General features: G+C 70.7%; 27 protein-coding genes and 1 tRNA gene. 8 read left to right on the top strand and 20 right to left on the bottom strand.

All coding sequences use genetic code 11. The features are described from left to right. Positions 1–3 precede the first annotated feature (3 nt). From smpB to prfB, 5 genes are all read right to left on the bottom strand, one after another. Positions 4–480: an SsrA-binding protein SmpB gene (gene smpB / locus ACIPY5_RS18140; protein WP_292716067.1), complete on the bottom strand. Its 477-nt coding sequence runs from the start codon at positions 478–480 to the stop codon at positions 4–6. A gap of 105 nt (positions 481–585) precedes the next feature. Continuing rightward, positions 586–1,500, bottom strand: a complete 915-nt coding sequence (gene ftsX, locus ACIPY5_RS18135; RefSeq protein WP_400973205.1) for a permease-like cell division protein FtsX — start codon at positions 1,498–1,500, stop codon at positions 586–588. Next, positions 1,497–2,498: a cell division ATP-binding protein FtsE gene (ftsE, locus tag ACIPY5_RS18130; protein WP_309356947.1), complete on the bottom strand. Its 1,002-nt coding sequence runs from the start codon at positions 2,496–2,498 to the stop codon at positions 1,497–1,499. Before ftsE ends, ftsX begins: the two co-directional genes overlap by 4 nt. Before the next feature lie 278 nt (positions 2,499–2,776). Beyond that, positions 2,777–3,418, bottom strand: a complete 642-nt coding sequence (locus ACIPY5_RS18125; RefSeq protein ID WP_309356946.1) for an NlpC/P60 family protein — start codon at positions 3,416–3,418, stop codon at positions 2,777–2,779. 94 nt (positions 3,419–3,512) lie between these two features. After that, the gene (gene prfB / locus ACIPY5_RS18120) at positions 3,513–4,625 is read right to left on the bottom strand and encodes a peptide chain release factor 2 (protein ID WP_251447169.1); all 1,113 of its coding nucleotides are present in this window, start codon (positions 4,623–4,625) and stop codon (positions 3,513–3,515) included. A 134-nt stretch (positions 4,626–4,759) separates the two neighbouring features. Between prfB and ACIPY5_RS18115 the strand changes: the two genes are divergently transcribed. Both ACIPY5_RS18115 and ACIPY5_RS18110 read left to right on the top strand, forming a co-directional pair. Further along, positions 4,760–6,043: an HNH endonuclease gene (locus tag ACIPY5_RS18115; protein ID WP_400973201.1), complete on the top strand. Its 1,284-nt coding sequence runs from the start codon at positions 4,760–4,762 to the stop codon at positions 6,041–6,043. Between the two features lie 91 nt (positions 6,044–6,134). Further along, positions 6,135–7,355, top strand: a complete 1,221-nt coding sequence (locus ACIPY5_RS18110) for an MFS transporter (protein ID WP_400973284.1) — start codon at positions 6,135–6,137, stop codon at positions 7,353–7,355. 11 nt (positions 7,356–7,366) lie between these two features. Here the strand turns inward: ACIPY5_RS18110 and ACIPY5_RS18105 are convergent, their stop codons facing one another. The 8 genes from ACIPY5_RS18105 to ACIPY5_RS18070 all read right to left on the bottom strand — a co-directional run bounded on the left by ACIPY5_RS18105 (position 7,367) and on the right by ACIPY5_RS18070 (position 13,385). After that, positions 7,367–7,810, bottom strand: coding sequence for a pilus assembly protein TadG-related protein (locus ACIPY5_RS18105; protein WP_400973198.1), 444 nt, complete (start codon positions 7,808–7,810; stop codon positions 7,367–7,369). Continuing rightward, positions 7,807–8,289: a TadE family protein gene (locus ACIPY5_RS18100; protein WP_400973196.1), complete on the bottom strand. Its 483-nt coding sequence runs from the start codon at positions 8,287–8,289 to the stop codon at positions 7,807–7,809. Before ACIPY5_RS18100 ends, ACIPY5_RS18105 begins: the two co-directional genes overlap by 4 nt. Further along, entirely contained in the window at positions 8,255–8,668 is a 414-nt protein-coding gene (locus ACIPY5_RS18095) for a TadE/TadG family type IV pilus assembly protein (protein WP_400973193.1), read from the bottom strand. The genes ACIPY5_RS18100 and ACIPY5_RS18095 overlap by 35 nt, the downstream gene beginning before the upstream one ends. 6 nt (positions 8,669–8,674) lie before the next feature. Then, on the bottom strand, positions 8,675–8,872 hold the full coding sequence (locus ACIPY5_RS18090; RefSeq protein ID WP_400973190.1) for a hypothetical protein: 198 nt from the start codon (positions 8,870–8,872) through the stop codon (positions 8,675–8,677). Between the two features lie 39 nt (positions 8,873–8,911). Further along, positions 8,912–9,850, bottom strand: coding sequence for a type II secretion system F family protein (locus ACIPY5_RS18085; protein ID WP_400973188.1), 939 nt, complete (start codon positions 9,848–9,850; stop codon positions 8,912–8,914). Further along, positions 9,847–10,701: a type II secretion system F family protein gene (locus tag ACIPY5_RS18080; RefSeq protein ID WP_400973185.1), complete on the bottom strand. Its 855-nt coding sequence runs from the start codon at positions 10,699–10,701 to the stop codon at positions 9,847–9,849. Before ACIPY5_RS18080 ends, ACIPY5_RS18085 begins: the two co-directional genes overlap by 4 nt. Continuing rightward, positions 10,698–11,891: a CpaF family protein gene (locus ACIPY5_RS18075; protein ID WP_400973182.1), complete on the bottom strand. Its 1,194-nt coding sequence runs from the start codon at positions 11,889–11,891 to the stop codon at positions 10,698–10,700. Before ACIPY5_RS18075 ends, ACIPY5_RS18080 begins: the two co-directional genes overlap by 4 nt. A 69-nt stretch (positions 11,892–11,960) precedes the next feature. Further along, positions 11,961–13,385, bottom strand: coding sequence for an MFS transporter (locus ACIPY5_RS18070; RefSeq protein ID WP_400973180.1), 1,425 nt, complete (start codon positions 13,383–13,385; stop codon positions 11,961–11,963). 51 nt (positions 13,386–13,436) lie between these two features. Between ACIPY5_RS18070 and soxR the strand changes: the two genes are divergently transcribed. Together soxR and ACIPY5_RS18060 are read left to right on the top strand one after the other, a co-directional pair. Then, on the top strand, positions 13,437–13,928 hold the full coding sequence (soxR, locus tag ACIPY5_RS18065) for a redox-sensitive transcriptional activator SoxR (RefSeq protein ID WP_400973177.1): 492 nt from the start codon (positions 13,437–13,439) through the stop codon (positions 13,926–13,928). Positions 13,929–13,980: 52 nt separating this feature from the next. Beyond that, positions 13,981–14,062, top strand: a tRNA-Leu gene (locus ACIPY5_RS18060). 41 nt (positions 14,063–14,103) lie between these two features. Here ACIPY5_RS18060 and ACIPY5_RS18055 read toward each other — a convergent pair. Together ACIPY5_RS18055 and ACIPY5_RS18050 are read right to left on the bottom strand one after the other, a co-directional pair. Next, entirely contained in the window at positions 14,104–15,270 is a 1,167-nt protein-coding gene (locus tag ACIPY5_RS18055; RefSeq protein ID WP_400973175.1) for an MFS transporter, read from the bottom strand. Positions 15,271–15,377: 107 nt separating this feature from the next. Then, positions 15,378–15,674: an ArsR/SmtB family transcription factor gene (locus ACIPY5_RS18050; protein WP_400973172.1), complete on the bottom strand. Its 297-nt coding sequence runs from the start codon at positions 15,672–15,674 to the stop codon at positions 15,378–15,380. Between the two features lie 201 nt (positions 15,675–15,875). Here ACIPY5_RS18050 and ACIPY5_RS18045 point away from each other — a divergent pair, with 201 nt between their 5' ends. After that, positions 15,876–16,562, top strand: a complete 687-nt coding sequence (locus ACIPY5_RS18045; protein WP_400973170.1) for a DedA family protein — start codon at positions 15,876–15,878, stop codon at positions 16,560–16,562. Positions 16,563–16,569: 7 nt separating this feature from the next. Here the strand turns inward: ACIPY5_RS18045 and ACIPY5_RS18040 are convergent, their stop codons facing one another. Continuing rightward, the gene (locus ACIPY5_RS18040; protein WP_400973167.1) at positions 16,570–17,406 is read right to left on the bottom strand and encodes a Ku protein; all 837 of its coding nucleotides are present in this window, start codon (positions 17,404–17,406) and stop codon (positions 16,570–16,572) included. Positions 17,407–17,467: 61 nt separating this feature from the next. Between ACIPY5_RS18040 and ligD the strand changes: the two genes are divergently transcribed. Then, complete coding sequence (gene ligD / locus ACIPY5_RS18035) at positions 17,468–19,435, top strand: non-homologous end-joining DNA ligase (protein WP_400973165.1); 1,968 nt, start codon at positions 17,468–17,470, stop codon at positions 19,433–19,435. 39 nt (positions 19,436–19,474) lie between these two features. Here the strand turns inward: ligD and ACIPY5_RS18030 are convergent, their stop codons facing one another. Continuing rightward, positions 19,475–20,407, bottom strand: coding sequence for a cation diffusion facilitator family transporter (locus ACIPY5_RS18030; protein WP_309337864.1), 933 nt, complete (start codon positions 20,405–20,407; stop codon positions 19,475–19,477). A gap of 135 nt (positions 20,408–20,542) precedes the next feature. On the opposite strand from ACIPY5_RS18030, the gene ACIPY5_RS18025 reads away from it, so the two are divergent. Continuing rightward, on the top strand, positions 20,543–21,499 hold the full coding sequence (locus ACIPY5_RS18025; protein ID WP_400973162.1) for an arsenic resistance protein: 957 nt from the start codon (positions 20,543–20,545) through the stop codon (positions 21,497–21,499). 21 nt (positions 21,500–21,520) lie between these two features. Here the strand turns inward: ACIPY5_RS18025 and rdgB are convergent, their stop codons facing one another. The 3 genes from rdgB to murI are packed head-to-tail and all read right to left on the bottom strand — an operon-like array spanning position 21,521 to position 23,699. Next, positions 21,521–22,111 carry an RdgB/HAM1 family non-canonical purine NTP pyrophosphatase gene (gene rdgB / locus ACIPY5_RS18020; protein ID WP_400973159.1) on the bottom strand — a complete coding sequence of 197 codons (591 nt, stop codon included), beginning with the start codon at positions 22,109–22,111 and terminating at the stop codon, positions 21,521–21,523. After that, the gene (rph, locus tag ACIPY5_RS18015; protein WP_400973156.1) at positions 22,108–22,869 is read right to left on the bottom strand and encodes a ribonuclease PH; all 762 of its coding nucleotides are present in this window, start codon (positions 22,867–22,869) and stop codon (positions 22,108–22,110) included. The genes rdgB and rph overlap by 4 nt, the downstream gene beginning before the upstream one ends. Further along, complete coding sequence (murI, locus tag ACIPY5_RS18010; RefSeq protein ID WP_309337874.1) at positions 22,866–23,699, bottom strand: glutamate racemase; 834 nt, start codon at positions 23,697–23,699, stop codon at positions 22,866–22,868. Before murI ends, rph begins: the two co-directional genes overlap by 4 nt. A gap of 69 nt (positions 23,700–23,768) precedes the next feature. Here murI and ACIPY5_RS18005 point away from each other — a divergent pair, with 69 nt between their 5' ends. Further along, positions 23,769–25,091 (top strand): nicotinate phosphoribosyltransferase, encoded by a 1,323-nt coding sequence (locus ACIPY5_RS18005; protein WP_400973152.1) that lies wholly within the window; start codon positions 23,769–23,771, stop codon positions 25,089–25,091. Positions 25,092–25,097: the final 6 nt, after the last annotated feature.

Here is a 25,097-nt window from a genome sequence, read left to right as displayed (position 1 = left end):
GGACTACTCCCCGAGGCGGTTGCGCGTCCGCATGGCGCGCTCCGCCTCGCGGGAGTCCTGGCGCTCGCGCAGAGCCTGGCGCTTGTCGTACTCGCGCTTGCCCTTCGCGAGGGCGATCTCGACCTTCGCGCGCCCGTCCGAGAAGTACAGCCGCAGCGGGATGAGCGTGTAGCCGCCCGCGGAGACCGCGTGCGAGAGCTTCGCGATCTCCTCCTTGTGCAGCAGGAGCTTGCGGATCCGCTTGGCCGAGTGGTTCGTCCAGTGACCCTGCGAGTACTCCGGGATGTGCACCGCGTCGAGGAACGCCTCGTTGCCCTTGATGAACGCGTAGCCGTCCGTCAGGTTCGCGCGCCCCTGGCGCAGCGACTTCACCTCGGTGCCGGTGAGCACGAGCCCCGCCTCGTACGACTTCTCCAGGTTGTAGTCGTGACGTGCGCGACGATTGGTCGCGATGACCTTCTCCCCGCGTTCCCTGGGCATGGTTGTCTCCTGCTGTTCGTGTGACGGATCCGGCGCGCGCCGGTCAGGCCTGAGAAGGCCAGCCCGCCAGTCTATACACGGAAGCGGCTCCGCCGCGCCGACGGCTCAGGCGCGCAGCCAGCGACGGATCGCGAAGCCGGCGCTGAGCGCGGCGAGGAGGACGCCGATGCCGATGAGCACGGGCACCACGAGCATCGCCTCGTTCAGCCCGACCCAGGTCGTGATGAAGGACACCCGCTTGGTGAGGTACTCCTGCACGCCGAAGTGCACGCCCAGCAGCACCGCGGCGCTCGCGAGCACGGATCCGATCACGGCGGCGAAGACGCCCTCCAGGACGAACGGCGTCTGGATGAACCTGTTCGAGGCGCCGACGAGACGCATGATCCCGATCTCCCGCCGTCGCGCGTACGCCGACAATCGGATCGTGGTGCCGATGAGCAGCACCGCGGCGATCAGCATGAGCACCGCGATCCCGACCGCGATGTAGGTCGCGACGGTCAGGGCGTTGAAGAGCGGATCCAGGTACTCGAGCTGGTCCTTGACCTCATCCACGCCCTTGACGCCGCTGAAGGCCTCCGCGATGACGGCGGACTGGGTCTGGTCCTTGAGGTTGACCTTGAAGACCGCGTTGACCTGGTCGGCCGTCAGCACGCCGGCGTAATCCTTGCCGACGAGCTTCAGCGTCTCCTGGTACGCCTGATCCGCGGTCTGGAAACTGCTCTTGGCGATGAGCGGCTTGAGCGTCGCGCCGTCGAGCTGGTCCTGCACGGCCTTGATCTGATCCTCGGTCGCGGTGCCGCCGATGCAGCCCGGCGACGTCGAGACCGACGAGCACATGTAGATCGCGACCTGGGCGCGGTCCTGCCAGTAGGCGCGCATCGTGCCGATCTGCGCCTGCATCAGGATCGCCGCGCCCACGAAGGTGAGCGAGACGAACGTGACCAGCACGACCGAGATGACCATGGAGGCGTTGCGGCGCAGGCCCGTGAGCGCCTCGCCGAGGATGAGTCCGAACCTCATGACGTCGGACCCACTTCCTCATCGTCGCCGGTATCGAGCCCGAGCCGGTCCGCCACGCCCAGCTCGGCGAGGTCGACCGCGGGGATCGTGATCGGATGCGTCGCGGGACGCGCGTCATCGGACGGCTTGACCGTCGCCTGCTGCGGCGCGACCGCCGGTGCGGCCGCCGCCTGGTTCTCCACGACCGGAGCGGGCGCGGAGACCGGATCCGCGATCGCGGCCTCCGTCTGGCGGTGCACCTCTCGGACCGTCTGCAGCGCGGCGGTGGCCGCGGCTCCGCGGATCGCCTCTGGCTCCAGACGCGGGACGTTCGAGGTGTCGCCGTAGCCGCCGCCGACCTCGTCGCGCACCATCTCGCCGTCGCGCAGCTCGATCACGCGGCGCTGCATCTGGTCGACGAAGGCGGCCTCGTGCGTGGCCATGAGCACGGTCGTGCCGCCGGCGTTGATCCGCGCGAGCAGCTGCATGATGTCGACCGAGGTGCCGGGGTCGAGGTTTCCGGTCGGCTCGTCGGCGAGCACGATCTGCGGACGGTTCACGATGGCGCGGGCGATCGCCACGCGCTGCTGCTCGCCGCCGGAGAGCTCGTGCGGCAGGCGCTTCTCCTTGCCGCTCAGGCCGACGAGCGCGAGCGCCTCCGGCACCGCCTGCTGGATGAACCCACGGGAGGCGCCGGTCACCTGCAGGGTGAACGCGACGTTCTGGTAGACGGTCTTGGAGGGCAGGAGGCGGAAGTCCTGGAAGACGGATCCGATGCTGCGGCGGAAGTACGGGACCTTGCGGTTCGCGATGGACTTCAGGTCGCGCCCGAGCACGGCGACGCGGCCGGACGTGGGCGACTCCTCACGGAGGATCAGCTGCAGGCAGGAGCTCTTCCCGGATCCCGACGCGCCGACGAGGAAGACGAACTCGCCTCGCTGCACCTCGAAATCGACCCCGGACAGCGCGGGACGCTTGGTGCCGCGATAGCGCTTGGTGACGTTCTCGAATCGGATCATGGCGTGTCGAGCCTAAACGGGCGCCGCACGCAGCCCGCGAGCGACACCCCACCGCGCCGGGTTCTCCGGCTATGAGGTGCCTGGGATCGTCAGGAGGGCTCGAGGCCGATCACCAGCGCGAGGAAGGTCACGATCGCGGCGAACAGCGCCAGTCCCGCCACGGTCGCACCGACCGTGCGCCATGCCCTGGTCGTGGTCATCCCGCGCACCTCCTCGGACTGCCCCGGGTAACCCCCGATTCTACCGCCGAAGGCACGGCGGCCACCAGGAGTCCGCCGTCAGAGCCGGATGAAGATCGGCGGGCCGGAGCTCGCCCAGGGGGCGTGGTGCTCGACGTAGCGGCCCCAGTCCGGCGCGTCGATGATCCCGCCCGCGCCGTCCCAGATGCCGATGTGCCGGCCGGGCCACCACACCAGGTCGCCGGCGCGGGCCTCGTCGGCCGAGATCACGGTGCCGAGCGCCGCCTGGTTGTCCGCGCCGCGGGGAAGGCTGATGCCGAAGTGCCCGAACACGTACTGGACGAGCCCGTCGCAGCCGAAGGAGTCGCTCGGATCCGCCCCCCAGCCGTAGGGGACGACGCCCACGAAGGTCTGGGCGTAGGCGACGACCGCGTCGCCGGAGAAGGCCTGGGCGGGAGCCGCGGAGGCTGCGGACGTCGTCGCGCTCGCGGCGGCGGGCGCGGCGCTCGGCGCGACGACCGGCGCCGGCGGCGTGTACAGGACATCGAAGGAGGCCCTCGTCGTGAGGGGTTCCTGCGCCGCCGAGGCGACCGTGTAGGTCTGCGGGGCGACGACGAGCGACACCGTGTGGGAGGAAGAGGCCGGCGCACCCGGCGCGAAGGCGTACGCGGCCGTCGCCGCCACCGGGACGATCAGCGCCGCGATCGCGCAGCCGGCCGCCGTCTTCCGTGTCACAGTCATCGGGATTCTCCGTGTCACAGTCATCGGGTCACCACCCTATGACAATCACGGGCGCGGCGCCCTGGAAAGTCCCTGAATCGACGACGCCGACGGATCAGTCGTCTTCGTCCTTGCGCTTGCGCCAGCGGATCCCTGCGGAGATGAAGCCGTCCAGATCGCCGTCGAAGACGGTCGCCGGGTTGCCCGACTCGTGCCCGGTGCGGAGATCCTTCACGAGCTGCTGGCCGTAGAGGAAGTAGGAGCGCATCTGGTCGCCCCAGCTCGCGGTGATGTTGCCGGCGAGCTCCTTCTTCTTCGCGGCCTCCTCCTCTTTCTGCAGCAGCAGGAGGCGGGTCTGCAGCACGCGCATGGCGGCGGCACGGTTCTGGATCTGCGACTTCTCGTTCTGCATCGAGACGACGATGCCGGTCGGGAGATGCGTGATGCGCACGGCAGAGTCGGTCGTGTTGACCGACTGACCGCCGGGGCCGGAGGAGCGGAACACGTCGACGCGGATGTCACCCTCGGGGATGTCGACCTCGGTGGCCTCCTCCATGAGCGGGATGACCTCGACTGCGGCGAAGGACGTCTGGCGCTTGTCGGCCGAGCCGAAGGGGCTGATCCGCGCGAGGCGGTGCGTGCCGGCCTCGACCGACAGCGTGCCGAACGCGTAGGGCGCGTCGACCTCGAATGTCGTGGACTTGATGCCCGCGCCCTCGGCGTAGGACGTGTCCATGACCTTGACGGGGAACTTGTGGCGCTCGGCGTAGCGCAGGTACATGCGCAGCAGCATCTCGGCGAAGTCGGTGGCGTCGTCGCCGCCCGCGCCGGAGCGGATCGTGATGATCGCGGCGCGCTCGTCGTACTCGCCGTCCAGCAGGGTCTGCACCTCGAGCTGGTTCACCGTGTCGGTGAGGGAGGCGAGTTCGGCACGCGCCTCTGCGGCGGAGTCCTCGTCCTCCATCTCGTTGGCGAGCTCGACGAGCACCTCGAGGTCGTCGAGACGCTGCTCGACCTCGGTGACGCGCTTGAGGTCGGCCTGGCGGTGGCTGAGCGCGCTCGTCACCTTCTGAGCCTTCTCGGGATCGTCCCAGAGGTCGGGCGCGCCCGCTTCCTCGCTGAGGCGTTCGATGTCGGCGCGGAGTCCCTCGACGTCGGCGACCTCGCGGATGTCGCCGAAGGTCTGACGGAGGGCCGCGATTTCGGCGGAGAGGTCAAGTTCGAGCATGGCACTTCAGAGTATCGCGCGCGGCGACGCCCTGACGACCCATCCGTCCCGCCGCCTCCGAGAGGGCCGAGAACGACCGCGGAATCATGCGCTGAACCCTGGCATGATTCGTACTTTTGTACTATACTCGGGTCATGGAGAACTCCGACGGCTCAGTTCCGCGACTCGCGTCCGCGGCGGAGATCGTCGACCTCGTCCTGGGCGATCTCGCTCGCGCCGACCATGAGGTGAACCGGCAGGCGGCTCTGCGCTCCGAGCGGATCCTCGAGGTGATCGAATTGGCGCGTCGTCACCCCGACCTCTACGCGGCCGATGCGGATCCCGGTTTCGCCGAACGCGCGGCGGTCATGGACATGGCGTTGCGGCTGCAGCTCTCCGAGGACCAGGTGCGCGCCATGCAGGCGACCGCCGAGTTCGCGATGGCGCTGATGCCGAACGTCTGGGAACGCGCCCGTTCCGGATTCGCCTCTCCCACGGCGGTGCAGGACGTCGTCTCCCGTGTGCGGGTGCTTCAGGCGCCGATCGGCGCCTCCGACGATGCCCGGGCGGAAGCGCGCAGAGCGATCGCCGTCGTCGACGAGGCGGCCTCGGACTGGGTGCTGACCTGCCCTCCCGCGATGCTGCGCCGCAAGGTCCGCGCTCTCGTGGACCGGCAGCTCGGCGACCGCACCGTGCGCCGTCATGCACGGGCGATGGAGGACAGGGCGGTGACCTTGACCGAGGCGGGCGACGGCATGTCCTGGCTGAGCATCTACGGCCCGACCGCCGACCTGCACGCCGCCTACCACCGGCTCTCGGCCACCGCGAAGCACATGCAGAAGGCGGAGCGGGGCGGCCGCACGCGGGATCAGCTCCGCACGGACCTCGCTGCGGCCTGGTTGAAGGGCGACGGCACCGCGACGGCCGTCACGACGAAGGTGTTCGTCACGGTGCCCGTGCAGGTGCTCGCGGGAGAGCAGGTGCTCGCGGGAGAGCAGGTGCTCGCGGGAAAGGGCAGTCCCGCAGAGCAGGCGGAGATCGTCGGCGTCGGCCCCATCGACCCGCTCACCGCCACGCAGATCTTCCTCGACGCCGGATCCTTCCGCCGTGTCATCACGGATCCGGTCAAGGGCATCATCGTGGACATGGATCGGCGCACCTACCGCCCCACCCGCGCGCAGCGCGACTGGCTGATCCTGCAGCACGGCACGTGCTCCCGCGACGGCTGCACCCGCCTGGCACTCGATGCCGACATCGACCATGAGCATCCCTGGGCCGACGGCGGGACCACCGACATCCGCGCGCTCCGGCCCCTCTGCCCGCGGGATCATCGCCTGCGACATCGCACGCGAACGAGGTATCGCACCCGGCCGGGGCAGGGCACGATTCAGGTCATCACGCCGACCGGGTTCCGCAGTTCCGCTCCCCCGCCGTTCTGAACGGCTCGGTCGCTCCGAATCGGACGCGACACGGGTCTACCGTGGAGACGTGGCGGAACGGGCGATCTCAGTGCTGTGGAAGTTCGGCCCGATGGTGTACCTGCCCACCCTGCTCTTCTCGCTCGGCGAGGGTGCGGTCGTGCCGCTCATCCCCGTGATTGCGGCGAACCGCGGCGCGACGCTCGCCTCCGCCGGCCTCATCGCCTCCGCGCTCGTGGTCGGTCAGCTGTGCGGCAACATCCCCGCGGGCTGGCTGGTCGCGAAGGTCGGCGAGCGGTACACGATGGTGATCGCGGGCGCGCTCTCGCTGATCGGCGTGATCGCGGGGGCGCTCGCGCCCAGCCTCGTGGTGTTCACGATCGCGGTGTTCGTGGTCGGCATGTCGGCCGCGGCGTTCGGACTCGCGCGCCACGCCTTCATGACCACCCGGGTGCCGCTCAAGTTCCGCGCCAGGGCGCTGTCGCTGCTCGGTGGATCCTTCCGCGCCGGCATGTTCGTGGGCCCCTTCCTCGCCGCCGCGCTGCTCGCGCTGTTCCACACCGAGAACGCGACCCTGTGGTTCTTCGCGGTCCTGCTCGTCGCGCTGATCCTGCTCGTGCTGTTCGGGCCGGATCCGGAGGCGCAGGCCGCGGCCGCCGACCGCGAGCCGGATGCGGTCGAGGACACCGGCGAGGCGGTGAGCGGATCGATCCCCACGATCGAGCGTGCGGGCGTCTTCCGCACGATGTGGCGCAACCGCGGCGTGCTGGGCCGCCTGGGTCTCGCCGCGGCGAGCCTGTCGGCGGTGCGCTCGGCCCGCCAGGTGGTGCTGCCGCTGTGGGGCGTCTCGATCGGCCTGGACGCGTCCTCCATCGCCCTCGTCGTCGGCGTCTCCGGCGCGATCGACTTCGCCCTGTTCTACGCGAGCGGCCAGGTCATGGACCGGTTCGGCCGGCTGTGGGCCGCGCTGCCGGCGATGGTGCTGATGGGTGCGGGATTCCTCGTGCTCTCGCTCACGCACGACGCGTCCACCAACGTGCTGTGGTTCGGGATGATCGCCGCCGTGCTCGGCGTCGGCAACGGCCTGTCGAGCGGCATCCTGCTCACGCTCGGCGCCGATGTCGCCCCGCAGTCGGAGCCCGCGGCGTTCCTCGGATCCTGGCGGACGCTCACCGACGCCGGCGGCGCCATCGCTCCCCTGCTGTTCTCCGGCATCGCGGCCATCAGCTCCCTCGCGATCGGCGCCGCCGTCATCGGCGGTATCGGCGTGCTCGGCGCGGTGGGGTTCCTGCGCTGGATCCCGCGGTTCGTGCCGCGGCGGCCGGCGGGCTGAGTCGGTCTCAGTCACTCCAGTGCCGTGCGGCTGGTCCCCGTCGACTGGATCACGAGCATCGAAGGCACGAGCTCGCTGAGCAGGGGCGGCGACCACGTCGCGCGCACGGTCACCCGCGCCGAACGTCCGTCGGGGCTGCCCGCAGAGACCAGTTCTGCGCCGCCGCCGATGATCCCGATCACTGCGCTCGTCTGAGCCGCGATCTCCGCGTCGTCGAGCTCGGCGCGGATCGCCTCGCCCTCGACCTGCAGACGGAAGCCGTCGGCTCCGGCGAGCGCGGCCGCGTCGGCCACCGAGTCGAGCCGCTTCTGCGCGATGTAAAGATCGGTCGCGCACACGCAGACGTAGATCGCGGCGATCGCCAGCACGAGATACCCAAGGATGAGCGGCATCGTGCTGCCGCGGTCATCGTCGAGCAGACCGACACGATGTTCTCTGGTCCGCACCTCGCTCATCCGTCCGTCCACGTGCGCGAGACCTTGTACGCCGATGACGCCTGCACCCGCACCCTGCTCACGCGGTCCAGGCCGAACACCGGCGGCACGAACGGCAACGCGACCTCTGCCGTGACGGTGACCACGACGGTCGCGCCGGCCGACGGGCAGACGACAGCCGTCGGCGCGCAGCGGATGTCGATATCGACAGTGGCAGGATCCATCCCGTACTCCTCGATCGCGGACCGCATCGCCGCGTCCGCCCTGGCTGCGGCGTCGGCGACGCCCTCCGCCGCGCTCATCGTGCGCGCCGTGTGCCGCGCCGCGGACTCGACCCCCAGCGTCTGCCCTTGGATCGCGCCGAGCGCGAGCACGAGATAGACCAGCGGCACGAGCAGGATCACCCCGAGCCCGATGAACTCCAGCGCCGCGGATCCGGTCTCGTCCGGGGCCGGACCGACGAAGTCACCCTTCCTCGGTGAACGACTCCACGGGAGCACGACCGGTCACCTCCAGCCCCGACGGCACCCCGAGCAGCCCGATGAGCGGCAGGGTCGTATGCACGGTGACCTCGACGGTCGGCGCGCCCAGCGCTCTCGTCTCCCGCACCCTCACGTCCCGCGCGTAGTCGGCTCCGATGGCGCGACCGATCACGAGCTCGGTGCGCCGCACGCCCTCACCGGCCTCGGTGTCGGCGAGGGCCGCGACGTGTGCACCCTCGACCGCGGCCTCGTGCACGACGTTGCGGACGTAGACGGCCAGGGCGAACTGCAGCACTCCGAGAGTCAGCACGGTCAACAGCGCCCCGACGAGGACGAACTCGACCGGGCTCGAACCCCGCTCGTCGTTCCCGCAGTCCAGTACCGCCACGCGATCCATGACGCCTCAGAGTCCGCTCACGCGCGAGATCGCCTGCTCGAACAGGTTCGTGAGCGCCGGTCCCGCGACGGCCCAGATCAGCACGACGAGCCCTGCGGTCATCAGCGTGATCAGGACCCAGCCGGGCACATCACCGCGCTCCGGATCGTCGCGCTCGTTGGTGAGAGTGCTGCCGGGACGAAGCCACAGGCGATCTGCGAACATGGGCGATTCCCTTCGAGGAGGCGGAAGACGGGAACGGTCTCAGCCGATGCCGAGCCGCAGGATGAAGACGCCGGGGAAGACGGCGAACAGCACGGACAGCGGAAGGATCAGGAACACCAAGGGGAGCATCATGAGGATCTCCTTGCGCCCGGCCTGCTCGATGAGGTCCCTCTTGGTCTCCTCGCGTGCATCCGACGCCTGTGCCTGCAGCACCGCGGCCAGCGGTGCACCGCGCTCGAGAGCGGCGACGATCTGATCCGCGGCTCGCGTCAGCGGCGGAACCTGGAGTCGCCGTGCGCACTCGCTCAGCGCATCGACGAGGGTGGATCCGGTGTTGACGGCGAGGATCACGCCTCGCAGCTCCCCGCTCAGCTCGCCCGATCCGGCATGCCCCACGCGGCGGAGCCCCTCCGGAAGCCCCTCCCCCGCGGACAGGCACAACGCGAGGAACTCCAGCACCGTCGGCAGCTCCTCCGTGAGCCGGCGGACGCGTGCCTTCGCCCGGACGCCGAGCAACGCGTCGCAGCAGGCTCCGGCCGTGACCGCGGTCAGCACCGGGAGGAGCACCGCCGGAGCGGACAGTCGACCGATCATCACGAGCACGACCGTCGCAGCCGCCCCTGCGCCGAGTCCGCACAGCACCCAGACCAGCTGCCGGCTGCGGAAACCGGCGGATCCGCCGGGCATCCCTGCCTGGCTCATCCGCAGGCTGACGCCGGTGTCGCCGCCGAACGATCCGAGCGCGCGGGTGAACCGTGCCGCCCAGGATCCGCCGCCCGGCATCCGCCAGGGCAGCCGCGCGGTCGGATCCGTGAGGTCGGCGACGTCGCGGACGTACGGCGCGATCCGGGTGCTGAGGTCGGCCCAGCGCCAGCGAGGGAAGGCCGCCAGCATCAACAGCAGCCCCACCGCCAGCAAGCCGCCGAGCAGCACCGATACGGCGACATCCGACACGGCGACATCCGACACGGAGCTCATCGGAACCACCGCCGTGGTTCCGGCAGCCGTCCGACGCGCAGCATGATCCGGAAGGCGACGAACGACACCGCGGCGCCGCCCAGGATGAGCGCCACGCCTTCGGGGCTCGTGTACGCGCCGGCACCCTCGGGGCGCAAGAGAAGCAGCACCAGGATCACCCACGGCGCGATCGCGCCGAGCACGGCAGCACCGCGGATCCAGGACTGCCGCGCCTCCACCTCGGCGCGCAGGGCGGCCTCCGCTCGCACGGAGCCGGACAGCGCTCGCAGGACGGCCGTGAGCTCGGTGCCGCCGACCTCCCGCGCCATGCGAAGGGTCTCCACGATCCGATCTCCGACGGGGTCTGCGAGCGCCTCCTTGAGCTGTGCCGCCGCCGCGTCGAACCGTCCCGTCGCATGCAGGTCGCGTGCGAACGCCGCGAACGCGGGGCGGAGCGGAGCAGGAGCTGCCTCCTCCAGCGCGGCGACCGCATCGGGCAGCGACATGCCCACCCTGATCGATGCGATCAGCAGGTCGCAGACGTCGGGCCAGAGTCCGCGCCGCAGCCGGAGCAGCCGATGGCGCCGAGCACGGAGGAAGACGACCGGCATCGCGGCCCCCGCGAACGCGAGCACCACGGCGAACGCGGGCGTCCCCGTGATCAACCACGCCGCCGACCCCGCCACGAGCCCTCCTGCCACGACGATCACCGCGAGCACACGCCCACCCGCCGAGAACCCGGCTTCACGGAGCATCCGCGTCGCGACGCCCGCGCGGGGAGCACGTGCCGTGCGCTCCCCCGCGGGCCACAACCACGGAGACACCGCGAGCATGACGCCCGCGGCGAGCAGCGCGCCCACCAACAGGGTCATGCGACCCCCTCGGCGCGAAGCATGCCCGAAGCGGCATACGAGGGCGGTGTGGCGGACGAACGCGGCTCCGCATAGACGACCCGATGCGTGATGCGTCCGTCGGCATCGACGCCGTGAGGCTCGATCACCTCGGCGACGCGCCTGGTGCCGTCCTCCTCGCGGCTGCAGTGCACCACGAGGTCCACGGATGCGGCGAGCGCGGGGGCGATGAACGCCCGGTCGATGTTGCGACCTGCGAGCAGGGGCAGCATCGTGAGCTTCTCGAGTGCGTCCGCGGCCGAGTTCGCATGCACGGTGGCCGCACCGGGGATGCCGGTGTTCAACGCGAGCACCAGGTCGAGCGCCTCGGCATCGCGCACCTCGCCGACCACGAGCCGGTCGGGCCGCATCCGCAGCGCCTCCTTCACGAGGCGGCGCAATGTGATCTCCCCCGTGCCCTCGAGGCTCGCCTGACGCCCCTGCAGCGCCACGAGGTCCGGCGCCTGCACGCCCAGTTCGAACGTCTCCTCCACGGTGATCATGCGCTGCTCGGCGCATTCGGCGACGAGCGCGGCCAGGAGCGTGGTCTTGCCCGCATGCGTCGGACCCGACACGACCACGCTGCCTCCGGCGCGCATCGCGTCGGCGAGGGTCGCACCGACCGGCGGCGGGACCATGCCCTGCGACACCAGCGATGCGAGACTCCGGTACCGCGGCAGGAACCGCCGGATGTTGACCGCCCAGGATCCGTGGACCACGTCGGCGATCGCGACATGGAGACGTGATCCGTCCGGCAGCGACGCGTCGACGAACGGCTGACCGATGTCGACCCGCCGTCCCGTGGAGTGCAGCATGCGTTCGACGAGGTCGCGCAGCTGTGCCTCGGTCAGGGCGATCGGCACGCGCTCGCTGCGCCCCTCGCGGGCGATGAACACGTGAGAGGGTCCGTTGAGCCAGATCTCCTCGATCGTGTCGTCCTCGAGGAGCGGCTGCAGCGGCCCGTAGCCGGCCACCCCGGCGAGGACGTCCCGCACGCAGGCCGCCTCGTCGTCGATCGTGGCGGTGCCGCGGGCGAGCGCGTGGTCGTTGTGCCGGCGCACCTCGAACTGGGCGATCCGCCGTGCCTCCTCGGGATGGGCGGAGGGATCCGTCCGCTCCGCGCGCAACCGCGCCCGTACCCGCTCGGTCACGGCGGCGGTGGTCAGGCTCACCTCGGCATCGTCGCAGGATCCGCGGATCCGCCTCGGAAGTTATCCACAGCACCGGCGGTGGGAGCACCCTCACGGCATGCTGCGGCGGTGCGACCGGGTCAGCAGCGCCGCGGTGAGGATGCCCGGGATCGTCAGCACCCCGACCCCGAGGAGCACCCAGCGGGCGCCGTCCGCGGGCGAGCCCGCCCCGAGCGTCAACAGGTTGCCGGCCGCCGCGGACGCCAGCGTGAACGTGATCAGCTGCGTCGTGCTGACCGCGGCCGACGCCTTGGCGCCTTCCGCCGGATCGACGGCCGCGCTCATCGCCGCGACGGTGAGGTGCGGGAACGCGAGCCCGACACCCGCTCCGGCCATCAGCAGCAGGAGCGCCCAGAGCACCACGACGACGACGTTCGCTTCGGCGAGCTGCAGCAGGCCGTAGCCCAGGATGCCGACGCTCATCAGCACCGGCCCGAGGCGGATCAGGCGTGTCGCGGTGACACGGGACGCGTTCACGCTGAACAGCTGTGCCGCCGTCCAGCCGAACGAGAGCACCGCGCCCAGGAGCCCCGCCGTCAGCGGTCCGAGGCCGGCGAGCTGCTGCGCGAACAGAGGGATGAAGTTCTCCGCCATCACGCCGGCGCAGAACGCGGCGACCGTCAGGTAGACCCACTTCAGCGGATTCCCGCGCGAGTACGTGAGTCGCGGGAGGACACCGTGCGCGGTGCGCGCATCGACGACCAGGAATGCGATCAGCACGGCGAGGCCGACACCGACCAGCACCACGGCCGCGGCGCCGCCGAGGATCGAGCTCACGCTGAGTGCGGCGGCGGTCGCGGCGAGCAGGACGATGGGGACGACGGGGACGGGCGGCTGTGCGGATCGCGCGGGCTTCTCGGTCGGCAGCGCCCGCAGCGTCACGGCGGCGAGCGCGAGCGCCGCCACCGCCAGCGTGGCGAAGCCGACGCGCCACGCACCGGCCTGCGCGAACAGCCCGCCGAGGGCCGGGCCGATCAGCGTCCCGACGCCGAACATCGCCGAGATGAGACCCGTCGCGCGAGTCCACAGCGCCTCAGGCACGGTTCCGCGGATCACCGCGAAGCCGAGTCCGGTGAGCAGCCCCGCCCCCATGCCCTGCACGGCCCGTCCCGCGACGAAGAGCTCCATCGACGGTGCCAGCGCGCTGAGGACCGTCCCCGCCGCGAACAGGAGGTACGCCACGACGTAAGCGCGCGCGGGCCCTCTTGTCGCGAGGATCCGCTGCGCGAACATCGTCGCGATCACGGCCGTGATCAGATACCCCGTGGACGCCCAGGCGAAGTACGCGGCACCGCCGACGTCGGCGACGACCGAGGGCAGCAGCGCCGCGGTGAAGTAGAGGTTCATGGCGTACAGGCCCACACCGCTCGCCATCACCACGACCGCCGCGCGATGCGGGCGGGAGAACAGCGCACGCCAGCCGTCGTCGGATCCGCTCGGCGCGGGCGGGGTGCTTTCGGGGAGTATCCGTGTCATGACGGCTACGCTAGAAGTTCAAGTTCACTTGAAGTCAAATGCGAGGCGGACATGAAACAGCGCCCCACCGACCTGCTCACGATCGGCGAGGTCGCGCAGCGCTCCGGCGTGGCGACCAGCGCGATCCGCTTCTACGAGGAGCAGGGCCTGATCTCGTCGACCAGGACGACGGGGAACCAGCGCCGCTATCCGCGATACGTGCTGCGGAGGATCGGGATCATCGTCGCGGCCCGCCGGTTCGGCGTTCCGCTCACCGAGGTCGCCGATGTCTTCGAGGAACTGCCCGAGGATCGGATGCCCGGCAAGAGCGACTGGCGCAGGATCTCGAAGAACTGGCACGAGCGGCTCGAGGCGAAGCGCCGGGAGATCGAGCTTCTCGAGGAGGAACTCGTCGGATGCATCGGATGCGGATGCCTCTCGCTCAAGACATGCTTCGTGCTGAACCCGAACGACGCCCTCGCCGCCGAGGGCGCAGGGCCGCGCCGACTCGAGCCGGGGCGCGCCGAGGACGCCTCGGCCTCCGGAGACTCCGTAGCGGACTGAGTCCCGGGGCTCACCGGCGGCTCCACATGCCGCCGATAGACTGGTCGCGCTCGCGGGAGTGGTGGAACTGGCAGACACGCAGGATTTAGGTTCCTGTGCCTTCGGGCGTGTGGGTTCAAGTCCCACCTTCCGCACGACGCATGAGGGGCAGCCGTCCGGCTGCCCCTCACGCGTCTCATCCGGGAAGATCGACCTCCGCGCGTCGCGCCGGCGACCGCACGGCCAGGACGAGCACGAGGGACAGCAGTGCCGCGACCGCTCCGAGGATCAGCACCGACCGGACGCCGGACGCGCCGATGACCCACGCTCCGAGCGCGGATCCGAGGGCCACGCCGATGTTCGACGAGGACACGAACAGGCTGTTGCCGAACTCCGGCGCATCCGACGTCTCCTCCGCGATGAGGCTCTGGCCCAGCAGCAGCCCGCCGGAGTGCACCAGGCTCCACGGGATCACGAGCAGGCCGATCGCCCATGCCCAGGGGGCCACCAGGGCGAGCACGACGTAGAGCACCGCATACGCGAGCAGGAAGCCCAGGAGCGTTGCACGCAGGCCGCGCACGATCAGCCGCGCGAAGAGGAAGTTCCCCCCGACCATGAGGACGCCGAACACCAGCAGGAGAACACTGACCATCGGCCCCGGCACGCCCGCGACCGTGCCGAGCAGGTCCGCGAAGTAGCTGTAGGTGGAGAACATCACGACGAAGATCGCCGTGACCGTCACGAGCTGCAGCCACACCCGGGGCCGCCGCAGGGTCCCCACCGACACGCGTGCGGCCGTTCTTCCCGCAGCCGGCAGAGCGGGAACCCAGAGGGCGATCCCCACCAGGGCGAGGATGTTGACGACGCTCGCCGCAGCGAACGCGACGGAGAGGGTGAAGCGGTCCGCGAGGAACGACATCGCCGGCACTCCGAACGCGAACCCCAGCGTGACGCCGGCGAAGACGCGGGCCGCCGCCCCCGCGGCCTTGCCGGGAGCGGCCATGCTGCCGGCCGCGGTCAGGGCGAACGCGAAGTACACGGGATGCATGACGGCCGGGAGGATCCGGAACACGACGAGCACCGGGAAGCTCTCCGAGACGGCATAGACCGCATTGGACAGGGCGAACACGCCCATCGCGAGGAGCAGGACGCTCTTCCGGTCGAACCGTTCGGTGAGCAGCACGCCGAACGGCCCGCTCGCGGCGACGACCACGGCGAACACACTGACCAGCAGCCCTGCCTCCGCCACCGAGACATGGGAGCGCGAGGCCACCAGCGGCAGCACCCCCACCAGCCCGATCTCGGTGCTGATGATGCCGAACACCCCCATCGACAGCGCCGCCATCGACAATCCGCGTCTCATTTTGCCTCCATAAATCTAGATAAATAGATGTGACAGTGCGAGCGAAGGCGCACGGAAGAAGCCCCTGGCGGCGAGAGTCATCCACACCGCCGGACGGCCGCGGCGAACTACAGCGAGCGGCTCACCCGCTCGGCGAACTCGCGGATGGCGTCCTCATCGCGGCGGTAGTACGTCCAGCGACCCGCCCGGAAGGACGACAGCAGTCCCGCATCCTGGAGGTTCTTGAGGTAGGTCGACGTCACCGACTGGGAGAGCCCGATCGCCTTCTGGATGTCCTGGACGCACACCCCGGCATCGATGTCCAGCCCCTGCTCCGCATACCTCTCGCGGCCGAAGCTCCGTTCCGGATCCTTGAGGAGCGCGAGGATCTCGCGCCTGGTCTCATTCGCCAGGGCGCGATACACGCGATCCTCGGAAACGCGATCCGCTGCACTCACATATCTAAATTATCAGATGAATCATCCCGAAGCGGTCGGAGGCCACTCCCAGCCGCCCGAGACCCGCGCCACTCTAGAATTCAACTCAAGCCGCATCCCGCGGACGGGCGGCGCGCTGTGCGCCTCCTGCACCACCACCAGCGACGACTCCACGGACGGGAACCACCTGTGCACCACGCCGCCCTCATCCCCTGGCTCGACCCGAACGTCATCATCAACGGCGCCGGCCCCTGGGCGCTCGCCGTGGTGCTGTTCATCATCTTCGCGGAGACGGGCCTGCTCATCGGGTTCCTGCTCCCGGGCGACACGCTGCTGATCATCTCGGGACTGCTGACCCACACGAACCACGTGTTCGGAGTGGACATCTGGGCGGTCGGCCTGCTGATCGCGCTGGCGGCGTTCCTCGGCGGCGAGGTCGGGTATCTGATCGGCCACAAGGGCGGCCCTGCGGTCTTCGAGCGCAAGGAGTCGGGTCTGTTCAGCCGGAAGAACGTGGAACGCACGAACCACTTCTTCGAGCGCTTCGGCGGACTCACCGTGATCCTGGCCCGTTTCGTCCCGGTCGTGCGCACCTTCGCCCCTGTCGCGGCGGGCGTCGGGCACATGCCGTGGCGCAAGTACAGCCTGTACAACCTGATCGGCGCGCTGATCTGGGGCTTCGGGCTCACCTACGTCGGCTACCTGATCGCGTACATCCCGTGGATCGCCGACCTCGTGACCAAGTACATCGACGTGATCCTGCTCGGCGTCGTCGCGCTCACGCTCGCCGTCACGGTCTGGCACTACCTCAACGAGCGCCGCAAGGCGAAGAAGGAGGCGGCTGCCGGGATCCCGGCGGTCGAGCCGGAGATCTGACCCGGGCTCAGCCGGCGTCGCGGGCGGCTCCGCCCGCGTCGCCCTTCTCGGAGGCCGCCGCGCGTGCGGCCTTCGACTTCTCGACGCTCGCCCGCAGGGCCTCCATGAGGTCGATGACCTCGCCGCCCTTCTCCGCCGGCGCGAACGTCTCCTCGGTCTCGAAGGCCTCGCCCTTCTCGATCTTGGCGTCGATGAGGGTGCGCAGCTCGACCTGGTACTCGTCGACGAACGCGTTCGGATCGAAGTCCGCGGAGAAGCCGTCGACGAGCGACGCGGAGAGCTCCAGCTCCTTGTCCGAGATCGTGACGTCCTCCTGCAGCGCGGGGAAGTCGGCCTCGCGCACCTCGTCGGCCCAGAGCAGGGTCTGCAGCACGAGCACGTCGCCGCGCACCCGCAGGGCCGCGAGCCGGGTCTTCTGCCGGAGTGTGAAGCGCACGATCGCGGTGCGATCCGTGGCCTCGAGGGTCTTGCGCAGCAGCACGTAGGCCTTCGGGGACGTGGAGTCGGGCTCCAGGTAGTACGCCTTGTCGAGGGTCAGGAGGTCCACCTGATCGGAAGGCACGAACTCCACGACGTCGATCTCACGGCTGCGCTCGGCCGGCAGCGACTCCAGGTCCTCCTTGGTCAGCACGACGGTCTGCGTCTCGTCCTGATAGGCCCTGTCGATCTCGGAGTAGGCGACGGTCTCCCCGCAGATCTCGCAGACCCTCTTGTACCGGATCCGCCCGCCGTCCGCGTCGTGCACCTGGTGCAGCGAGACGTCGTGGTCCTCCGTCGCCGAGTACACCTTGACCGGCACGTTGACCAGGCCGAAGGTGAGCGAGCCCTTCCAGATCGTCCTCATGGCACCAGTACACACCACCGGCGCGCACGACGGATACCTCCGTGCGCACTACTGTGACCACATGGCAGACGGCCCGCAGTTCGTGCGCATCGGAGAGCGGCGACTGCGCGTGACGAACCTCGACAAGGTGGTGTACCCGGAGACCGGGACCACCAAGGGCGAGGTGATCGACTACTACGCGCGGATCGCTCCGCATCTGCTGCCCGTCGTCGCCGGACGCCCGGTCACCCGCAAGCGCTGGGTCGAGGGCGTCGGCACCGCGGCGGATCCGCAGGGATCCTTCTTCGCGAAGCAGCTCGAGCCCGGGGCTCCCGGGTGGATCCCGCGCCAGGAGATCCCGCACTCCGGCGGCGCGAAGGACTACCCGCTCGTCGACGAGGTCGCGACGCTGGTCTGGATGGCCCAGGTCGCGGCGATCGAGCTGCACATCCCGCAGTGGCGCTTCGCCCCGGACGGCGGCCGCGGTGACCCGGACCGTCTGGTGCTCGACCTGGATCCCGGCCCCGGCGTCTCGCTCGCGCAGTGCGCCGAGGTCGCGCTCCTCGCCCGCGGGATCCTCACCGGCATGGGTCTTGATGCGGTCCCGGTCACGAGCGGGAGCAAGGGGATCCACCTGTACGCGCATCTGCCGGGCGATCGGACGAGCGACGAGATCTCCGCCTTCGCGCACGCCCTCGCACGGGCGATCGAGGCAGATCGTCCCGACTTCGTGACGAGCGTCATGACGAAGACCCTGCGGGCGGGGAAGGTCTTCCTCGACTGGAGCCAGAACAACGGCAAGAAGACGACGATCGCGCCCTACTCGCTGCGCGGCCGCCCGCAGCCCTGGGTCGCCGCCCCGCGCACCTGGGCCGAACTGGAGGATCCGGACCTGCGCCAGCTGCGGTTCGACGAGGTGCTCGACCGCGCCGAGAACGGCCTGGATCCGTTCGCGACGATCACGGGTGCCCCGATTCGGGGCGCAGATCACCGTTTCGGGGCGCGCCCCGTCACGGATTCCGGGCGTGATGCGCCCCAAAACGAGCTCCCGCGCCCCAAAACCGCCGCCGCCGTCTCCGAGCCCGTCCCCGTCTACTCGCCCATGCTGGCCGAGCACGGGACGCCGGGCACGGCCCGGGGCCTCGGCTGGGCCGAGATCAAGTGGGACGGGATCCGCGCGATCGGCACCTGGTCGGAGGGACGCTTCCGGCTGCGGGCGCGCAGCGGCACCGACATCACGGACCGCTACCCCGAGCTCACCGCGGACGGCGCGCCGGGCTTCCCGGTCGGCGAGGCCGTGGTGGACGGGGAGATCGTCGCCTTGGACGCGGCGGGCCGGCCGAGCTTCCACCGCCTGCAGGACCGGATGCACCTCACCCGGGCGCGCGAGATCGAGCGCGAGGTCGTCCGCACTCCCGTGCGCTACCACCTGTTCGACCTGCTCCACCTCGAAGGCCACGACCTCACCGCGCTCCCGCTGCGCGACCGGCGCGAGCTCCTGGAGCAGATCGCCGCGGATCTGCCCGCCCCGGTGCTCGTGCCGCCGGTGTTCGACGACGTCGATGCGGCCCTCGCCACGAGCGCCGCTCTCGATCTCGAGGGCGTCGTCGTGAAGGATCCGGCCTCCTCGTACGCGTCGGGCGGCCGCTCGCCGCGCTGGCTGAAGATCAAGCTCACCAGGGCGCAGGAGGTCGTGATCGTCGGAATCCGGCCGGGAAAGGGCGATCGCACCGGGCGCATCGGATCGCTGCTGCTCGCGATCCCCGAACCGTCGCTGCCGTCCGGGCTGCGCTACGTCGGCCGGGTGGGCACCGGCTTCACCGATCGGACGCTGCAGGACCTCGGCGCGCGGCTGGAGGTGCTGCGGATCCCCTCGCCCGCGGTCGACGGGGTGCCGGTCGCCGATGCCTCGGATGCGCTGTGGGTGCGGCCAGAGCTCGTCGGCGAGGTCGAGTTCGCGAACTGGACCGACGACGGCGTGCTGAGGCACTCCCGCTGGCGGGGCCTCCGACCCGACAAGCGGCCGGACGAGGTCGTCGTCGAGTCCTGACCCGCGCGGACGCAGGCGCGCGGCCTCAGGCGTGCGGCCTCAGGCGTGCACGGCCTCGCAGTCGCCGGCGCTCCCGGCGCCGCTCGCGTCGGGCTCGATCTGGAACGTGGAGTGCTCCACGTCGAAGTGCTCCGCGAGGCACGTCTGCATCTGCACCAGGAGCGCCGATGCGCCTCCGTCGGCGAGCACCGCGGGCTGCACCGAGACGTGCGCGGTGAACACGGGAGCACCGCGCGTGAGCTGCCAGACGTGCACATCGTGCACCCCGGTCACACCCGGGTAGCCGAGCAGGTGCTGCCGGATCTCGCTGACCGCGGTGCCCTTCGGCGCCGACTCGGCGAGCACCGAGAAGACCTCGCGCAGCAGCGCGATCGCGCGGGGGATGATCATGGCGGCGATCACGAGCGAGGCGATCGCATCGGCGGGCATCCAGCCGGTCGTGATGATGACGATCGCCGCGACGATGACCATGGCGGATCCGATGAGGTCCCCCATGACCTCGAGATACGCCCCGCGCACGTTGATGCTCTCGCGCTGCGCCGCGCTGAGCAGCCACATCGAGATCGCGTTCGTGACCAGGCCGACCGCGGCGACGGTCAGCATGAGGGATCCGGCGACCTCGACCTCCCCGGGGTTCACCAGCCGGGTGATGCCCTCGAACGCCACCCAGGCGGAGAGCAGGATCAGGATGATCGCGTTGATGAGCGCTCCGAAGACCTCGGCGCGCTGGTAGCCGAAGGTGCGCCGGTCGTCGGCCGGGCGCGCGGCGACCGCGCTCGCGATGAGCGCGATGACGAGCGCGGAGGCGTCCGTGAACATGTGCGCCGCGTCCGCGAGCAGGGCGAGGGACCCGCTGAGGATCGCGCCGACCACCTGCACGATCATGATCACGGAGGTGAGCGTCAGCGAGATCGCGAGCAGACGGCGGTGCCCTGAAGAGCGGATCCCCGTGGCGGGTGCGTGATCATGCATGCTTCCAGGGTAGAGCCGGGATCCCCCGGTCGGAGGCGTTTTCGGCTAGTCGGGAATGGGGATGATTCTCACTTGCGCCGCGTCCCGGCAGACATGGTTTCGCGCTGCCGACCCGAGACCCGGCAAGCTGGACCCGTGGAGCGGATCACGGCCTGGGCGGAGCGGCATCAGGTGCCGCTGTACCTCGCGGCGATCGCGCTCGGGGCGCTGGTGGGGATCCTGGCGCCGTCGGGCGGCGCCGCGCTGCGCCCGCTCGCCATGCCGGTGCTGGGCGTGCTGCTGTACGCGACGTTCCTCGGCGTGCCGTTCCGGAGCATCGCCGCATCGCTGCGGGATCACCGCTTCCTCGGCACGGTTCTCGTGGTGGACTTCCTCATCGTGCCGCTCGTCGTGTTCGGGCTGAGCCGGCTCGTGGCACATGATCGGGCGCTGCTCATCGGCGTCCTGCTCGTGCTGCTGACCCCCTGCGTCGACTATGTGATCGTGTTCACGGGGCTCGCCGGCGGGGCGAAGGACCGCCTGCTCGCCGCAACGCCCCTGCTCATGCTCGGTCAGATGCTGCTCCTGCCGGTGTTCCTCCGGCTGTTCGCCGGGCCCGAGGCGGTCGCCGCGATCGAGCCCGCGCCGTTCGCGGAGGCGTTCCTCCTGCTCGTCGTGCTTCCCCTCGCCGCGGCGGCGCTCACCCAGCTCGCCGCGCTGAGGTTCCGGGCGGCGAGGATCCTGCGCGACACGATGCTGTCCGCGATGGTGCCGCTCATGATGCTGACCCTCGCGCTGGTCGTCGCGGCTCACGCCGGATCCGTGGTCGGCCGGCTTCCGCTGCTGCTCGGCGCGGCCGGGGTCTACGTCCTCTTCGCCGCGATCGCGCTGACGGCGGGCGCGGCAGCGGGCCGGATCGCCCGGCTGGACGTACCGGCCCGACGCGCGGTCGCGTTCTCCGCGGTGACCCGGAACTCGCTCGTCGTGCTGCCGCTCGCGCTCGCTCTGCCGCCCGGGCTTGCACTCGCGGCGCCTGCGGTCGTGCTCCAGACCCTCGTGGAGCTTCTGATCATGGTCGCGATGGTGCGGCTCGTGCCGCGGTTGATCCGCTGAGACGGATCCGCCGGCCGAGCCTCAGAGCTCGGCGAGCAGGGGCACGAGCGCCACGAAGGCGCGGGCGCGGTGCGACTGCGCCTGCTTCTCCTCGGCCGTGAACTCCCCCACCGTGCGCTCGGCGCCTGCCTGCGCATCCGGCACGAACACCGGGTCGTAGCCGAAGCCGCCGTCACCGGCGGGTGCGTGCGCGAGACGGCCCGGCCATTCGCCGCGGACCGTCCACTCGCGCCCGTCGGGCAGGGCGAGCGCGATGACGCTGACGTAGCGCGCGGCGCGATGCGGATCCGCGATGTCGCGCAACTGGTCGAGCAGCAGCTCCCGGTTCGCGACGTCGTCCTTCTTCTGCCCCGCCCAGTATGCGGAGAAAACTCCGGGCGAGCCGCCCAGCACGTCCACCGCGATGCCGGAGTCGTCGGCGAGCGCCGCGAGACCGGTGTGCGCGGCCGCGGCGCGCGCCTTGATCAGCGCGTTCTCCTCGAAGGTCACGCCGTCCTCGACGGGCTCCGGCCCGTCGTAGCCGACGACCTCGAGATCGGGGCGGGTCGCCGCCACGATCTGCCCGAACTCCGCGATCTTGTGCGCGTTGTGCGTCGCGAGGACGACCCTCATCCCTCGGTCCCCGAGCCCGTCGCAGGAGCGAGGGCCGCGAGCTGGCGGCCGCGCAGGTCGGCGCAGCCGTTCACGCCGAGCTCGAGCAGCGCGTCGAGCTCGCGCTTGTCGAACGGTGCGCCCTCGGCGGTGCCCTGCACCTCGACGAAGAGACCGCGGCCGGTCACGACGATGTTCATGTCGGTCTCGGCCCGCACGTCCTCGACGTAGGCCAGGTCGAGCATGGGCTCGCCGTCGATGATGCCGACGGACACCGCCGCCACGGAGTCGTGGAGCACCTGCGCCTTCTGCGCGATGAACTTCTTGCGCCGGCCCCACTCGATGGCGTCGGCCAGCGCGACGTACGCCCCGGTGATCGCCGCCGTGCGGGTGCCGCCGTCGGCCTGCAGCACGTCGCAGTCGATCACGATCGTGTTCTCGCCGAGCGCCTTCGTGTCGACCACCGCGCGGAGCGCGCGGCCGATCAGACGCGAGATCTCGTGCGTGCGCCCGCCGATGCGGCCCTTCACGCTCTCCCGGTCGTTGCGCTCGTTCGTGGCCCGCGGCAGCATCGCGTACTCCGCGGTGACCCAGCCCTTGCCCTTGCCGGTGAGCCAGCGCGGCACGCCGTTCGTGAAGGACGCCGTGCACAGCACCTTGGTGTTCCCGAAGCTGATCAGCGCGGATCCCTCCGCCTGGGCGCTCCAGCCGCGTTCGATCGTGATGGGGCGGAGCTGGTCGACGGTGCGGCCGTCCTTGCGGATGGTGGACTCGGTCATGAGATCTCCTTGAGGTGGGGAAGGTCGATGACGCCGGTCTGCACGAGCCGGACGCCCCGCACCTCCTGGCCCATCAGGCGGTTGGCGAGAGCGGTGAAGTCGTCGGCGGAGGCCCCGGTCGCCTCGTACACGTAGCGCGGGCTGGCGTCGGTCGGGGCGAGGAGGTCGCCGCGCACGAGCTGACGGTAGACGTCGCCCGCGGTCTCGTCGTCGCTGGAGACGAGCGAGACGCCCTCCCCCATGACGTAGCCGATCGCCCCGCGCAGGAACGGGTAGTGCGTGCACCCCAGCACGAGGGTGTCGACGTCCGCGTCGCGCAGCGGTGCCAGGTACTCCTCGGCGACGCGGAGCACCTCAGGGGTGTCCGTGATGCCGGCCTCGACGAACTCGACGAAGCGCGGGCACGCCGCGGTGAACACGGCCAGGTTCTCGTTCACCTCGAGCATGTCCTGATAGGCGCGGGATCCGATCGTGCCGATCGTGCCGATCACGCCGATCCGGCCGTTCCGGGTGGTCGAGATCGCCCGGCGGACCGCGGGGCCGATCACCTCGACGACGGGCACGTCGTAGCGCTCGCGGGCATCGCGCAGCATCGCCGAGGACGCCGTGTTGCAGGCGATCACGAGCATCTTCACGCCCTGGTCGACGAGCGTGTCGAGCACCTCGAGCGAGTAGCGGCGCACGTCGGCGATGGGCTTCGGACCGTAGGGCGAGTGCGCGGTGTCGCCGATGTACACGAACGACTCCCTGGGCAGCTGCGCCCTGATCGCCCGGGCGACGGTGAGCCCGCCGACCCCGGAGTCGAAGATCCCGATCGGCGCGTCGTTCATGATGCTCCAGCCTAGTCGGCGCACGCGGCCGCGCGCTCCGGACAGGCCACCGCCCGTATGCTGATCGCCATGACCGCGTCCAGCGCCCTGAAGACCGATCGCTACGAGCTCACGATGCTGGAGGCCGCGCTGCGCGACGGCACCGCGGCGCGCCAGAGCGTGTTCGAGCTGTTCTCCCGACGCCTGTCCGGCGGTCGGCGGTTCGGCGTCGTGGCCGGCACCGGGCGCCTGCTCTCGCTGCTGCGCGACTTCCGGTTCGGCGAGGACGAGCTGCGCTACCTGCGCGACGAGAAGGTCGTGGATGCGGCCACGCACCGCTACCTCGAGGACTACCGCTTCTCCGGCACCATCCGCGGCTACCGCGAGGGCGAGCTGTACTTCCCCGGATCCCCGATCCTGACGGTCGAGGGCACGTTCGCCGACGCCGTGATCCTGGAGACCCTGGCCCTCAGCGTGCTCAATCACGACTCCGCCGTGGCGACCGCCGCGAGCCGCATGAGCATCGCCGCCGGAGAGCGCCCGCTCGCCGAGATGGGATCCCGCCGCGCCGCCGAGGACTCCGCGGTCGCCGCGGCCCGCGCCGCCTTCATCGCCGGGTTCGGCGCCACGAGCAACCTCGAGGCCGGCCGCAGCTGGGGCATCCCGACCATGGGCACCGCCGCGCACTCCTGGACTCTCCTGCACGACAGCGAGGAGGACGCGTTCCGCGCCCAGATCGACGCGCTCGGCACCGGCACGACGCTGCTCGTGGACACCTACGACATCCGTCGCGGGGTCGAGACCGCGATCCGCGTGGCGGGCACGGAGCTGGGCGGCGTGCGCATCGACTCGGGCGACCTGCCGATCATGGCCGCCGAGGTGCGTGCGCAGCTCGACGAGCTCGGCGCGACCGGCACGAGGATCACCGTGACGAGCGATCTCGACGAGTACGCGATCGCCGCCCTCGCGGCCTCCCCCGTCGACGCCTACGGCGTCGGCACCTCGGTGGTCACGGGATCCGGCTACCCGACCGCGAGCATGGTCTACAAGCTCGTGGCGCGTCAGGGATCCGACGGCGGCTGGGTCGCCGTGGCCAAGGCCTCGGCGGACAAGGCGTCGAAGGGCGGCCGCAAGGCGGCGTTCCGGATCCTCGCGGACGGCGTCGCCCAGTCCGAGCGCGTGCTCGTCGCGGACGGCTTCGAGGACCTGGGCGTCCTGGAGCACCCGGACGGGCGGGCGCTCCAGGTGACCCTCGTCGAGGGCGGCGAGATCGACGCCGCCTACGAGGGTCCGGCCGGAACCGTCGCCGCGCGGGAGCACCACCTCAAGGTGCGGGAAGAGCTGCCGGTGCGCGCCCTCGCGCTCAGCAAGTCGGATCCGGCGATCCCGACCGAGTTCGTCGACGTCGCCTGACGTCGG

The organism is Microbacterium sp. NPDC089698 (genome assembly GCF_044749045.1).
GTDB lineage: Bacteria > Actinomycetota > Actinomycetes > Actinomycetales > Microbacteriaceae > Microbacterium.
This window is presented reverse-complemented; position numbering and strand designations above follow the sequence as displayed.

Excerpts from the sequence above, each read along its gene's own strand:
- ligD (WP_400973165.1), top strand. The coding sequence starts at position 17,468 with ATGGCAGACGGCCCGCAGTTCGTGCGCATCGGAGAGCGGCGACTGCGC.
- ACIPY5_RS18070 (WP_400973180.1), bottom strand. The coding sequence starts at position 13,385 with ATGACACGGATACTCCCCGAAAGCACCCCGCCCGCGCCGAGCGGATCC.
- ACIPY5_RS18110 (WP_400973284.1), top strand. The coding sequence starts at position 6,135 with ATGGTGTACCTGCCCACCCTGCTCTTCTCGCTCGGCGAGGGTGCGGTC.
- ftsX (WP_400973205.1), bottom strand. The coding sequence starts at position 1,500 with ATGAGGTTCGGACTCATCCTCGGCGAGGCGCTCACGGGCCTGCGCCGC.
- murI (WP_309337874.1), bottom strand. The coding sequence starts at position 23,699 with ATGAACGACGCGCCGATCGGGATCTTCGACTCCGGGGTCGGCGGGCTC.
- ftsE (WP_309356947.1), bottom strand. The coding sequence starts at position 2,498 with ATGATCCGATTCGAGAACGTCACCAAGCGCTATCGCGGCACCAAGCGT.
- ACIPY5_RS18005 (WP_400973152.1), top strand. The coding sequence starts at position 23,769 with ATGACCGCGTCCAGCGCCCTGAAGACCGATCGCTACGAGCTCACGATG.
- rdgB (WP_400973159.1), bottom strand. The coding sequence starts at position 22,111 with ATGAGGGTCGTCCTCGCGACGCACAACGCGCACAAGATCGCGGAGTTC.
- rph (WP_400973156.1), bottom strand. The coding sequence starts at position 22,869 with ATGACCGAGTCCACCATCCGCAAGGACGGCCGCACCGTCGACCAGCTC.
- ACIPY5_RS18080 (WP_400973185.1), bottom strand. The coding sequence starts at position 10,701 with ATGACCCTGTTGGTGGGCGCGCTGCTCGCCGCGGGCGTCATGCTCGCG.
- ACIPY5_RS18115 (WP_400973201.1), top strand. The coding sequence starts at position 4,760 with ATGGAGAACTCCGACGGCTCAGTTCCGCGACTCGCGTCCGCGGCGGAG.
- smpB (WP_292716067.1), bottom strand. The coding sequence starts at position 480 with ATGCCCAGGGAACGCGGGGAGAAGGTCATCGCGACCAATCGTCGCGCA.
- soxR (WP_400973177.1), top strand. The coding sequence starts at position 13,437 with ATGAAACAGCGCCCCACCGACCTGCTCACGATCGGCGAGGTCGCGCAG.
- ACIPY5_RS18040 (WP_400973167.1), bottom strand. The coding sequence starts at position 17,406 with ATGAGGACGATCTGGAAGGGCTCGCTCACCTTCGGCCTGGTCAACGTG.
- ACIPY5_RS18085 (WP_400973188.1), bottom strand. The coding sequence starts at position 9,850 with ATGAGCTCCGTGTCGGATGTCGCCGTGTCGGATGTCGCCGTATCGGTG.
- ACIPY5_RS18030 (WP_309337864.1), bottom strand. The coding sequence starts at position 20,407 with ATGCATGATCACGCACCCGCCACGGGGATCCGCTCTTCAGGGCACCGC.
- ACIPY5_RS18090 (WP_400973190.1), bottom strand. The coding sequence starts at position 8,872 with ATGTTCGCAGATCGCCTGTGGCTTCGTCCCGGCAGCACTCTCACCAAC.
- ACIPY5_RS18105 (WP_400973198.1), bottom strand. The coding sequence starts at position 7,810 with ATGAGCGAGGTGCGGACCAGAGAACATCGTGTCGGTCTGCTCGACGAT.
- ACIPY5_RS18095 (WP_400973193.1), bottom strand. The coding sequence starts at position 8,668 with ATGGATCGCGTGGCGGTACTGGACTGCGGGAACGACGAGCGGGGTTCG.
- ACIPY5_RS18055 (WP_400973175.1), bottom strand. The coding sequence starts at position 15,270 with ATGAGACGCGGATTGTCGATGGCGGCGCTGTCGATGGGGGTGTTCGGC.
- prfB (WP_251447169.1), bottom strand. The coding sequence starts at position 4,625 with ATGCTCGAACTTGACCTCTCCGCCGAAATCGCGGCCCTCCGTCAGACC.
- ACIPY5_RS18125 (WP_309356946.1), bottom strand. The coding sequence starts at position 3,418 with ATGACTGTGACACGGAAGACGGCGGCCGGCTGCGCGATCGCGGCGCTG.